The 13,075-nt window shown below is 60.6% G+C and carries 7 protein-coding genes; 5 read left to right on the top strand and 2 right to left on the bottom strand.

Going from position 1 to position 13,075, the window contains the following annotated elements; translation table 11 throughout:
* Nucleotides 1-101: 101 nt before the first annotated feature.
* The gene (locus QFX05_RS01530) at nt 102-1,598 is read right to left on the bottom strand and encodes a leucyl aminopeptidase (RefSeq protein WP_279740317.1); all 1,497 of its coding nucleotides are present in this window, start codon (nt 1,596-1,598) and stop codon (nt 102-104) included.
* Between the two features lie 449 nt (nt 1,599-2,047).
* Between QFX05_RS01530 and QFX05_RS01525 the strand changes: the two genes are divergently transcribed.
* The 3 genes from QFX05_RS01525 to QFX05_RS01515 all read left to right on the top strand — a co-directional run bounded on the left by QFX05_RS01525 (nt 2,048) and on the right by QFX05_RS01515 (nt 6,839).
* Nucleotides 2,048-2,953, top strand: a complete 906-nt coding sequence (locus tag QFX05_RS01525) for a PAC2 family protein (RefSeq protein WP_279740316.1) — start codon at nt 2,048-2,050, stop codon at nt 2,951-2,953.
* 281 nt (nt 2,954-3,234) lie between these two features.
* Entirely contained in the window at nt 3,235-5,100 is a 1,866-nt protein-coding gene (locus QFX05_RS01520) for a metal-dependent hydrolase (protein WP_279740314.1), read from the top strand.
* A 392-nt stretch (nt 5,101-5,492) separates the two neighbouring features.
* Nucleotides 5,493-6,839 (top strand): RNA polymerase sigma factor, encoded by a 1,347-nt coding sequence (locus QFX05_RS01515; RefSeq protein ID WP_279740312.1) that lies wholly within the window; start codon nt 5,493-5,495, stop codon nt 6,837-6,839.
* Between the two features lie 360 nt (nt 6,840-7,199).
* On the opposite strand, the gene QFX05_RS01510 is transcribed toward QFX05_RS01515, so the two are convergent.
* Nucleotides 7,200-8,345 carry an ADP-ribosylglycohydrolase family protein gene (locus tag QFX05_RS01510; RefSeq protein WP_279740310.1) on the bottom strand — a complete coding sequence of 382 codons (1,146 nt, stop codon included), beginning with the start codon at nt 8,343-8,345 and terminating at the stop codon, nt 7,200-7,202.
* A gap of 207 nt (nt 8,346-8,552) precedes the next feature.
* On the opposite strand from QFX05_RS01510, the gene QFX05_RS01505 reads away from it, so the two are divergent.
* Nucleotides 8,553-9,758, top strand: coding sequence for an exonuclease SbcCD subunit D (locus QFX05_RS01505; protein ID WP_279740308.1), 1,206 nt, complete (start codon nt 8,553-8,555; stop codon nt 9,756-9,758).
* Nucleotides 9,755-13,054: an SMC family ATPase gene (locus QFX05_RS01500; protein WP_279740306.1), complete on the top strand. Its 3,300-nt coding sequence runs from the start codon at nt 9,755-9,757 to the stop codon at nt 13,052-13,054. The genes QFX05_RS01505 and QFX05_RS01500 overlap by 4 nt, the downstream gene beginning before the upstream one ends.
* Nucleotides 13,055-13,075 lie beyond the last annotated feature (21 nt).

Raw genomic sequence — 13,075 nt, 5'->3', positions numbered from 1 at the left:
GGAAAGCCCTCCTCAGATCTGCTCTATGCTGTGCGGCCGTGCACCAGATAAGGAGCACCAGTTAGGATGCGCCAGCTAGGAGCCACGCCTAGCCAAGCAGACTACCTAGCGTACGACTCGATGAAGTTCACCAGGGTAGCGGTACCGAAACCGGTGCCTTCCTTCGGAGTGAAGCCGTACGGGGACTCCTCATTGAACGCGGGGCCTGCAATATCCAGATGAGCCCAGGGGATGCCCTCGCCCACAAACTCCTTCAGGAACAGGCCCGCAGTCAGCGCGCCACCGTAGCGGGAACCAATGTTCTTCAGGTCGGCAACAGGGGACTCCAGGCTCTTTCGCAGATAGGACTCTAGCGGCATCGGCCAGTAAGACTCACCCGCAGCAGCGCCGGCTGCAATCACGCGGCCACGAATCTCCTCGTCACCGAGCAGAGCAGCAGTGCGCAGACCCAGAGCAGCCATAGCGGCACCGGTCAGGGTAGCGATGTCCAGGATGACGTCCGGGTTCGACTCAGAAGCCAGAGCGATACCATCAGCCATGACCAGGCGACCCTCAGCGTCAGTGTTCAGCACCTCAACGGTGCGACCATCACGCATGGTGATAATGTCCTCCGGGCGCAGTGCATGACCGCCGGGCATATTCTCAGCCAAGCACAGGTAACCGGTCACAGCAACCGGAATATCCAGCTCCGCGGAAGCAACCACAGCGCTCAGAACCGATGCGGCACCAGCCATATCACACTTCATGGTCATCATCGAAGCGGCAGGCTTCAGCGAGTTACCACCGGTATCGAAGGTGATGCCCTTACCAACCAGAGCAACGTGAGCCTTCGGGTTCTCCGGGGTGTACTTTACAACGGCAAGAACCGGCTTGCGCGGTGAACCCTGACCAACACCGGAAATGCCGCCAAAGCCCTCCTCGGCCAGGCGGTCGTGGTGGAAAAGCTCAATCTCAATGTTCGAGTAATCCTCAGCAACCTCAGCAGCGAACTCAGCGAAAGTCTCCGGGTACAGGTGCGACGGAGGCAGGTTCACCAGTCGGCGAGCGTCCTTAGCGGTCTCGCCCAGAACTAGGCCGTGCACCAGAGCCTCTTCAGCCTCATCCTGATCAATCGACGAAACAATCAGAATGGAATCGAGCTCTTCCTTGACCGAATCCTTAGTCTTGCCGCGCAGACCCTCCTCAACGAAGTTACCCAGCACAGCGCCGTGAGCAATAGCCTCAATTTCCTCTACCGAAGAAACACCGAAATCAAAAGCAATCTCCTCAGCAGAACCAACCAGCTGACGAGCCGCAGAACCGGCAGCATAACGCAGAGCATCCAGGCGCTCCTGACCCTCAGCAGCATCAGAGCCCAGGCCCGCCAGCGCCACAATGCCGGCCCCGGTGTCCTCAAGGCCGGGCAGACGCAGCAGCTGATCGGGGGCACCCGAAGCGCCCAGCGCCTCCAACAGCTCGTTAATACCCTCAAAAGAGTCCTCAGACAGGGAGCTCGGCGCCAGGTACGGGCCGTCCGAACCCTTCAGAACGCCCAGAACCAGAACGTCTGCTTCAAGCGCCTCAAGGTCAGTGCTGTGAATAGACAGAGACAGAGACATCGTTACTCCTTTGCGTATGTCTTCTCAAAATAATGGGGGGACACATCCTCGCGCCCGAATCCTCGCGCCCGAAAAACTCAACTGTAGGCCCGCGACGAGTGAGGATGAATACCGCCGCGCAAAGCCGCGCGGACTACTGCTTCTACTCTACACGGATATGTAGGAGGGTGTGAGGTTCAGCTCTCACCCTGAACAGCTGGCAGAACAGAAAAATGCACAAGAAGCGGAGCTGCGGCGCTTTAAGAACGTCGACGAGACACCAAACAAGTTCACCTACTGCGAGAAAAGTCCGCACACTGTCGAGACAGGGCGGTAGTGGCATAAAATGAAAGACTACGGAAAGCGTCAGATAACAGAAGACGCCCCTTCGCCCCAATACCTCGGGTGCCGGCAGAAACACTAACCCCACCCCGAACACGGTGCGAACTAGACAGAAGTGAGGAGGCGTAATGCTCAACCCCGAAGATCTCTACTTAGCCAACACCAAAATATTGGACGACCCCAGGATGCACGGGCTAACCCTCATCATCGCCCTTTCCAGCCCGCAAGACGCAGGCTCCACGGCAGGCCAGCTCGGACAGGTGCTGCTCAGCGAACTCAAAAATATTGAAATCGTCGAGTTCGACAGCGATCAGTTGCACAACTACCGTGCCCGCCGCCCCTACATCCGCTACGAAAAAGACCACTTCGAAAAGCCGCAATACCCGCAGCTGAAGCTCTACGCCGCAGAAGATAGCCTCGACAAGCCGTTCCTGTTGCTCACCGGCGCCGAACCGGATCTGCAGTGGCAGCGCTTCGAAAAGGCGGTGCTGACCATCGCCCAGCGGGTCAAGCCCTCCCTGGTCGTGCTGGTCTCCGCATTCCCCATGCCGGTGCCGCACACCCGCCCCTTCCCGATTACCGCGCACGGCTCCCGCAAGGACCTGATTCGCGGCATCTCCCCGTGGAAGCCCAGCGCGGACGTACACGCAACCGTCACCAACCTGCTGGAAGTGCTCTTCACTGAAAACGGAATCGACACCGTCGGCTTCGGAGTGAACATTCCCCAGTACATTTCGGAGGCGGACCTGCCGCAGGGCACCCTAACTGCCCTCGAACACGTGGGTATGGCAGCGCACCTCTCCCTACCCACCGAGAACCTGCGCGAAGCCGCACGCCACGTACATAGTCAGATCAACGATCAGGTCAAGCAGAACCCCGAAATCGGTCGGATGATTACGACCATGGAAGAGAACTACGACGAGAACTTCCGCACCTCCGACATTGCGGTTCCCCTCTCGCGACGCGATGCGCACAACGTGCCCAGCCGCGATGAGATTGGTGCGCTCTTCGAACGGTTCCTCGACGAACAATAGGTGCGTCCAGTAGGGGAGACTGCGGGGGCGCGAGTCATAGGGGAGTGGAGGGGTACCCGCCACGAACCTGGCTCAGGGCTACCATCTGGCCCTTCGAATACCGCCCGTCAGATAGTGTGTGACAGATTATGACGCGGCACCCCGCACCGCTGTGGACAAACCTCGGTGCACAAACGAACAATACGAATAAATCTGTGGAACCTTCGGACACATGAACCGAAGTATCCACAGAATTATTTGTATGATCTGCGCACCCACGTAAACCATGCCACCGTGAAAGCATGAACGCAAACAACATCTCCAGCGGCAATACCCCTAACAACAACCACCTCCACGGCAGCTACGACACGCCCCCGCCCATCCGCAACGAATACGATGTGCTCAGCTGCGCCCTCCACCAGCACGGCTACTGGCCCGACCGCTCACTCATCATCCTCACCGCAACCGACAACACCCTCGGCCCCAGCCTGCGCGTCAACCTACCCGACGAACCCTGCCCCCACAGTGAACGCGCCGACTTCCTGCACGAAACCTTCACCAAACTCCCCACCTGTCACAACGGCGAAACCCTCACCCGCTTCTACGCCATCATTATCGACGGCGACAACACTGTACGCCAACGGCAACTGCACTCCAAGACCGCACAACTGGCCGCCATTGAAGAAATCCAACAGGACGTCGACACACAAACCCCCATCAATGCATGGCTCCACCTGCTCCACGACCCTCGCATCGTCAGCGAACTACGCTGCGAAGACGTCATCTACGCAGGCGGCGCCAGTATCTGGGCGCTTAACCCCGAACAGCAAGCGCTCACCCTCCTCGCACCCATCGAAGAAATCCGCCACAGCAACTACTACACCTGGCTCACCCGCCACGGCGACACCATCGCAGACACCGCCCAACACAACTACGCCCACAGCCCTTGGGATACCGACCCCACAACCAACCCTGAAACCCGCCACGACTGGGAAAACGCCGTAGAACTCTGGGACCAGACCCACACCACCCGCCATGACGAAGCCCGCCAGAGCATCCGCACCATCTACCGCCAAGCCCAAATCGACCTGTGCTACTGGGACGCCGCCATCAACGCCGCCGCGCATCTGCTCGCCACCCACCCGGTCGATAACACCGGCAACCCCACCACCAGTGACGTGCCCACCATCGGTGATACACTCCGTGAACTCATCCCCGCCGAAGTCGCCGGGCACCTACGCGCCTCCATCGCACCGGTAACTCTCAACCCCATCACCGCCGAAATGCTCACCTACCTCGCCAGCTACAGGCTGAACCACGCCCAAAAAGCGCTCGCCTACCTGCACTACTCCGCCCAATACACCTACCACGCCTTCGGCGGCGAATACCCCAGCACTAGCCCCAACCCCGCGCCGCTCGAACCACCCCACTACGGCACCCGCATCACCCGCAAAACCTATATACCCGCCAGCTTCACCCATGCACTCAGCACCGCCCCCGGCATCGAACAGGCATACGTACGCGCCGTGCCCGAAAAATGCGTGCAATGGCAAGACTGGATCCGCCGCACCCACCGTACTATCCAACAGAGCGGCACCATTCAGCAGAACCGCAGCATCAAGCACACCAACCTCAACGACTGGGCACTCGAAAACCTCACCCCCGCCGACCACGCCAGCGCCGCCAAACTCAACGCCATCAGCCGCGACGTGCTCCCGCGCCTCGACGAACACCCCAACGACCACAACAAACTCGAAAACCTCCAACAACGAATCGACGAAAGCTGCACCACCAGCGAATACCTCACCAAACACCACGCCGCCTACACCCACTACCTCAATGCCCTCAAAGGAAAACTAGACAGCCCCTACTGGGCACGCCTCAACGCACTCGAACTACTAACCAGCCTGCTCACACCCCACAGCACCGACGGAGAATACGCCGCACTACGCAACACTCAAGCCTGGACCAACTGGTACAAGGGCTACAGCACCTACGCCCGCCTACTCCGCCATGAAGCTTGCCGCCACACATTCGGAAAGGACCTCAATATCCTCGATGTACACCTCAACGCAGGAAACCTACCAGACTGGATCAAACACACCATCTGCGGCGAACCCGGAACACGACGCGAACCTATCAGTGCCCTCAAACCCCGAAAACCCTAAAGCTGGTACCTAAAAGCGAGGTGCAAACAGGGGAGGGGCGCGCCACCGGGCACGCCCCTCCTATTGATTCCTCCCTCCCACAACCGCACCCACCCAAAACCAGGTCCACAAGCCACCCAAACAGCGCGTCAAGTTGAAAGCCACCAAAAATCTGCAATACTTATATATTGACCCCGTACAGTCAATGCGCTACAACGCGCCCTCAAACCGCTCTACACAACGAGCAACGGAACCCTGCAAACCGCCCAACGCACGCGGAATAAAACCCGCCCCCACAGCGTTAAACCGGACAAACGCAGCAAACACCCTGACCGAGGACGCCAGCGCAGACTTGACAGGGTCTTAGGTGTTTTGCAGACAAAGCACCCCACCACAAGCCAGAAAGGGTTCTAGTGGCACCTGCAACCAGCAAGAAGACCGCGACCGGCGACGCAACCGAAGAAACTGTCGCAAAAACCACCACCAAGACCACCCGCACCAAGAAGGCAACCACCAAAGCCGCAGCGGCAACCGAAGACACCACCGGTGCAACCGCCGAAACCGAGGCAGACAAGCCCAAGCGCACCCGCAAAACTACCACCAAAACCGCAACCAAGCGAAAGACCGGTGGCCGCCGCAAAAAGAGCGACGATGACGAATTCGACCTCGGACTCGACGAAGAACTCGAAACCACCGACGGCGAAGACGAAATCGACGAAGAAGACGAAGAAACCGCAGCCAAAATAGAAGAAAAGAAGGCCGCAGAAGCAGTAGCAGCCAAGGGCTCGGGCTTCGTCCTCACCGCAAACGACGAAGACGACGCACCCGCACAGCGCGTCGTCACCCCCGGCGCAACCGCTGACCCCGTCAAGGACTACCTCAAGCAAATCGGCAAAGTCTCCCTGCTCAACGCACAGCAGGAAGTCGACCTCGCCATGCGAATCGAAGCAGGCCTCTACGCCGAACACAAGCTAGCCGAAAACCCCGACATGGACAAAGACCTCCAAAAAGCCCTGCGCTGGGTCATCCACGACGGCAAGCGAGCCAAAAACCACCTGCTAGAAGCCAACCTGCGACTCGTTGTCTCCCTCGCCAAGCGCTACACCGGCCGCGGCATGCTCTTCCTCGACCTCATCCAGGAAGGCAACCTCGGCCTCATCCGCGCTGTCGAAAAGTTCGACTACTCCAAGGGCTTCAAGTTCTCCACCTACGCAACCTGGTGGATCCGTCAGGCCATCACCCGCGCAATGGCAGACCAGGCTCGCACCATCCGCATCCCCGTGCACATGGTAGAGGTCATCAACAAGCTCGCCCGCGTGCAGCGCCAGATGCTCCAGGACCTCGGCCGCGAACCCACCCCCGAAGAACTCGGCAAGGAACTCGATATGACCCCCGAAAAGGTCATCGAAGTCCAGAAGTACGGCCGCGAACCTATCTCCCTGCATACCCCCCTCGGTGAAGACGGCGACTCCGAATTCGGCGACCTCATCGAAGACTCCGAAGCAGTCGTACCCGCAGACGCAGTGTCCTTCACTCTGTTGCAGGAACAGCTCCACTCCGTGCTCGACACCCTCTCTGAGCGTGAAGCCGGCGTGGTCGCAATGCGCTTCGGCATGACCGACGGCCAGCCCAAGACCCTCGACGAAATCGGCAAGGTCTACGGCGTGACCCGCGAACGAATCCGTCAGATTGAGTCCAAGACCATGTCTAAGCTCCGTCACCCGTCGCGTTCGCAGGTACTGCGCGACTACCTGGACTAGTACTCCGATAACGGTGCACAGGTTCCCGCTCGCGGTACAGCTCCGCATGACCGGCACGCGGACGATGCTCGTCTTCAGCGACTGGAGGCGCTTCGAGGACGGAGCCCCCGCTATGCATGCCCGCTATGCCGTCTAGGTTCAGGTTCGCTAGTTCTAACACATACAGAAAGGGCTCTCCGATATACCGGAGAGCCCTTTCTATGTCTACATTAGGTCGCGAAGGATATTCGTGCGGGTAGGGTTCATAAGACAGCTTGCGGACAATGCTCGCGGAGGAGTGCCCCCTCTGCGGCGCTGAGCGCCTTGAGGACGGAGCCCCCGCGCTGCGCATGTCCGCTACGCCGTTGAGGTTTAGCGCCGCTACAGTCCCAGCTGGTGCAGATAGCGTTCTGCCACCGCCTCCACCTGATCCAAACCACGCACACGACCCAGCGCCTCCGACCAAGCATCAGCCTCATCGCCCCCCACCGGGAAACCAGCCGCCGCCCACAACGCCGCCGTCATCGCACCCACCGAATCAGAATCGGAATCCACCGACACCGCACGGCACAACCCGTCAAACAGGGCACCACGCACCGTCGCATCGTCAGCATCAGCTGGTAGACTCTTCGCGGCATCCGCCGAGCACCAGAACGCCACCCCCAACAGCTCAGGCGCTGTCCACCCCGTACCAAAATACTCCGCCACAGCCTCCGGAACCGGTACCGTACCGCCCTCCAGCAGCTCGATGGCACGACTCAACGCCGCCGCCGTACGCGAAGCATCACCCGGAATCGAATCATCCGCCGCCACTGAACCACACCACGAAACCACACGGCGCGCCGCCTCCAATAACGCACCAAATGTGCCAGACGGAGACGCCAACAGGTCACGAACCAGCAACGCATACGCCGCCGCCGAAGCCAACGCCTCCGGATGCCCATGTGTCAATGCTGCCGCACGCACCGCCAACAAAACCACCGTACGCTCCTGCGCTACCGGCAACACACCCAACGCCGCCGAACGTACCAATGCGCCACTACCCAAAGCATCAGGATTCAACGACTTTGATACCAACTGCATCTCACCCGAACCCAACGCCCGCAACGTCGCCGCACCCGGACCACGATGAGCCGTCAGCTCCGACGAACCATCGATTTCACGATCCAACGAAAACGGTGCAGACTCCGGCAGAGCCCCACCAATACCGCGGAACCACCGCAAATATGCCAACCACAGACACGCTAACTCATCCGCCGCCGCACCCTCATTATTCCACTCCAAAACCTCTGTCAAAGCGTCCAGAGTGAAACAGGTCAGCTGTGTATCATCACTGACCAGTAACTCACCAAACGCCGAATCCCACGGCTTAGGGTCGTGCTCCGCAACCTGCTCCGCCGACAACAACTCCAACGGGTACCCCAACGCATCACCCAACGCAGACGCATACAACAAACCACGCACTCTGCCCCCAAATTTAGCCGAAACCTCAGGTGCATGTGTGAACTCAACAGAAGAAAAACTCATAGGGTGATTATCCCACGGGTAGCTAGGATGCACTGGGGGATGTATCGGGCGGTTTCGTGCTTACGCTCGCGGGGGAGTGTCCCCTCTGCGGCGCGGGATGTCTTGCGGACGGAGCCCCCGCTCCGCATGAGCACCTACGCCGTGGATTGAGTACCAGCGCCGTTGTGGGGCTCTGACCCCTGAATGACGAACTGTGAGGCGCAAAACATGATGCAGTGCGATACTGAAACCATGAAGATTCTGCACACCTCCGACTGGCACCTCGGCCGCACCTTCCACCGCAGCCCCCTTACCCGCGAACACCAGCAGTTCATCGACGAACTGCTCAACTACGTGCACGCCGCAGGCGTTGATACTCTCCTCATCAGCGGCGATGTCTATGACAGCACTATCCCCACCGCCGAAAGCACCACTCTGCTCGACCAAGCACTCACCCGCCTCATGCGCGCCGGCGTGCAAGTCATCCTCAGCTCCGGCAACCACGACTCCTTCCGCCGGCTTAGCTACGGCGCCGCCTTCTTTGAAGCCTCCGGCGTGCACCTGCGCACCACCCTCGAAGACGCCACCCGCCCCGTCGAACTCACTGACGGCACCTTGCGCGTACACGTCTACGCCATCCCCTACCTCGCGCCGCGCCTCCATGCCACCGCCCTCGGCGTAGACCCCACCCATCACGCCGTCCTCGGTGCCGTCACCGACGCCATCCGCACCGACGCCGCAGAACGTCACGCCCGCGGTGAAGGCGCCGACCGCATCATCGTCATGAGCCACGCAACCGTCAGCGACACCACCGGCAGCGCAGACACCACACCCCGCAGTGACTCCGAACGTGACATCAGCGTCGGTGGCATCGACTGGGTACCCGCCTCCCTCTTCGACGGCTTCGACTACGTAGCCCTCGGCCACATCCATAAGCGCTACCCCGTCACCCATACCATCCGCTACAGCGGCTCCCCGCTCGGCTTCTCATTCAGCGAAGAACACAACCGCAACGGCGCCTACCTCATCGAACTCAACCCCGGTGAAGAACCCACAATCAGCAGTCACGAATGGGCAACCCGCGTACACATGAAAACCCTGCGCGGCACCATGGAACAGCTACTCAATAGCCCAGAACACACCGACTACGAGCAGGGCTACTACTGCCGCATCGAACTCACCGACGACACCCTACCCGTCGGTGCCGTCGACCGCCTACGCAGCCGCTACGAAACTATCTCCCACTTCAGCTACCGCAGCACACAACCCGCCGCCGACAAACCCGCCGCCGCACCACCCACCCGCGACGACAACCCCGTGGACGTCTTCGACCAATTCCACCAATACGTACGCAACCGCTCCCTCACCAACGAAGAACGCGACGTCATCACCACCCTCAACGACCACATCACAAGCCACAAGGACAACGCATGATCCTGCACAGCCTCGAATTCGAAGCCTTCATGGCATACCCCAATCGCCAAGAAATCAACTTCGACACCCTCAACAACGCCGGTGTATTCCTACTCAATGGCCCCACCGGTGCCGGTAAAACCACCATCCTCGACGCCATCTGCTACGCCCTCTACGGCGAAACCAGCAGCGACCGTGAATCCGCCAAGCTGCACTCCACCTACGCCGCACACAGCGGCGCCAAACCGCGCGTGCTAGTCGACGTCACCCTCCACGGCAAGCGCCTGCGCATCGACCGCACCCCCGCCTACAACAAGCCCATCACCCGAGGCGCCCGCAAAGGCCAGATGCGTGAAGAAAGCGCCAAAGCAACCCTTGCCGAACTCGCACCCGGCGCCGACCCCGCTGACGAAAAAGCCTGGACCCCCATCTCTAGCAGCGTCGCCGAAGTCAACCGCACCATCGCCGAACGCACCCACCTGACCAAAGAACAATTTCTCAAAGTTGTGCTCCTCCCGCAGGGTCAGTTCGCGCAATTCCTCAAGTCCAAGCCCAAAGAACGCAAAGAACTGCTCAAAAAGATGTTCCCCGTCGAACACTACGAGCAGCTCTTCACCGCGCTCACGGAAGAAGCGAAAACCGCCCAGCAGGAAGTCGCCCAGGACGAAAATACCCAGCGCGGCTACCTTGAACGTGCGCGTGTAGAAATGCTTGCCCTGCAGGCGCTACTGGATGCTGCGGATCCGGATGCTGAAGATGCTGCAGGGGAGGGTGCCGCTACCGAAGGCTCAGCGGATACCGAAGGCTCAGCGGAGGTGGAGACTACCGAACAGCTCACCGCTGAGAACATCACCGCCGAAACCCTCGACGCATGGGTCGCCGGCGGGGTAGAACGCGCCCGAGAAACCTCCGCGCGCGAAAAGCAGGAACAGCAGCGCCTCACCGACGAAGCCGACCGGAACACCCGCCTGCTCGTCGAACGCGCCCAGCTACGGGCCGACTGGCGTGAATACGAGCAGCTCTGCGAGCGCCGCATCCGCCTGACCGAACGCGCTGACGAGTACAAGGCGCAGCGTGAAGAGCTGGCGCAGGCACGTGCCGCCGCACCCCTGTACACACAGTACGCGCAGGTCCATGCCGAATCTCAGGCGCTCGCCGCCCGCCAGCAGGAGCAGACAACCTGTGCTGCCGTGCTGGAGGAGAACGGCAACGCCCTGCTTGCGGCACTGCGCGACCATGACATTTCGCCGGAGGTAAACTTCCCCGAGGAGACGATCTTCGCTGCACTCCCTTCCCTTGAGCCCGCCGAACAGGAACCCAAGCTCGAGGCGCTCCTCGACACCCTGCGCGCCCTGCAGCAGAAGGACGCGCAGCTTACCGAGGAGGAAGCCGCCGCAGCCGCCCTGCTGAAGCAAGCTAACTCCCTCGAACAGGACAAGTCGCGTGCCGAAAAGACACTGAGTGACCTCACCGCCCAAGCCGGGCAGCTCGCCGAAGAACTCGCGGGATACAGCACCGCCGACCAGGAACACACCCTCGCTGCGCACCTGGTCACCGAGACGCAGCAAAAGCATGACGCCGCTCAGCAGATGCAGCAAAAGCTGGATGCCGCCTCTGCCGCGGTCGCCGCGGCCCAGAAACAGATCAACCGCACCGCCGCCGCTGAGCAGAAGGCACTGGAAAAGTGGCAGGCTTCGGCTCAGCAGGCGCTCGCCGTGACGGAGGAGTTCAAGAACCTGCAGGTGCTGCGCCTTGCCCAGGCATCCTCGCTGCTAGCGCGCGAGCTCAAGGACGGTGAACCCTGCGCGGTCTGCGGCTCGGTGGAGCACCCTGCCCCAGCGCAGATTGCCGAGGGCGAGCAGCTGGTTGAGCGCGCCGACCTGGATGCCGCCAAGGAACGTGAAGACAAGGCCCACAAGCAGGCGCGCACCCACGAACTGGCTAAGAACCGGGCGAGCAGGACACACCAGGAAGCCTCCGAGGCGCTTGCCGCCGCCCGCACCCAGTACGAGACCCTGGTTGCTCAGGGCGAGTGCGATATTGAGCAGACTGCCACCCAGCTGCAGCAGGCACAGACCCGCCTCGCGCAGGCTCAGTCACGTGTGACCGCGCGTGACGGCGTGCTGGTGAGGGTAGAGCGGGTGCGGGCCGAGCAGCAGAAGGCTCAGGAGGCGCTACGCACCATCGAGGGTGCGGCGGTTGAGGCTCAGACTCGTCACCGTGACGCTGTGGCGCGCTGTGAGGCAGCTGCGGTTGAGTTGCTGCCTGCTCGTGCGGCGGTGGGTTTTGCGCAGCGTGTTGAGGCTGTGGAAAGCTACCGTGCGGTGCATCAGCGTCTTGCTCGTGCGGTGTTGCTGTTGGGCCAGGACCGTGAGCGTCATGCTTTGACTGCGGCGCAGGCTGAGCGTCTGCTGGCTGAGTCTTCGTTTGAGAGCGCTGAGCTGGTGCAGGCAGCGGTGCGTACTCCCGAGCGTGTTGATGCGCTGGAGCAGGCTGTTGCCACGTATGAGTTGGAGCATGCCTGCCTCCTTGAGGGCTTTGGTCGAGAGGCGATTGTTGCGGTGGTGGCGCGTGTTGCCGCTGGTGAGCAGGCTCCGGATGATCTGCAGGGTGTGCGTGAGCAGGTTCAGCAGTTGCGTGCGGCGGCGCACCGTTTGACTCTTCGTGAGGGTGAACGGGAGAGCGTGATGCGTTCTTTGCAGGTGCTTCGTGGCGAGTATGCGGCGTTCCGTGCGCAAACGGCGCAGCGTTATGACCGTGCGCAGATGCTGGCTAATCTGGCGGCGGCTGCCCGCGGTGACACTCTGGGTGGTTATGAGCATCAGGTTGACCTGGTCAGCTATGTGCTGGGTGCTGAGTTTGAGCGTATTCTGCAGTCGGCGTCGCTGCATCTGGATCGTATGAGTGAGGGCCGCTACGGTATGGTGTTTAGTGATCACCGTGCGAAGGGTAGCCGTTCCGGTGGGGGCCTGAACCTTGAGATTACTGACACTTGGACGGGTGAGCCGCGTGAGGCGTCCTCGCTGTCCGGTGGTGAGTCGTTCTTGGCATCGCTGTCGTTGGCATTGGGTTTGGCTGAGGTTGTTCAAGCGAATAATGGCGGTATCGAGTTGGATACCCTCTTCATTGATGAGGGTTTTGGAACGCTTGATGCTGAAACCTTGGACCTGGTGATGGGCACGATCGAGTCCCTGCGTGATAGTGGACGCACTATTGGCCTGATTTCGCATGTGGAGGAGATGAAGAACCGTATTCCCGCCCAGATTGTGGTTGAAAAGGGTCAGAACGGCTCGTCGGTGAGGGTAAACTCCTATTAGGCATAAATTCGCTTCCGGGTT

The sequence above is a fragment of the Rothia similimucilaginosa genome (genome assembly GCF_029850875.1).
In the GTDB taxonomy this organism is placed as follows: domain Bacteria; phylum Actinomycetota; class Actinomycetes; order Actinomycetales; family Micrococcaceae; genus Rothia.
Note: the sequence above shows the minus strand (reverse complement) of the source record. Positions and strands in the feature narration are given on the sequence as shown.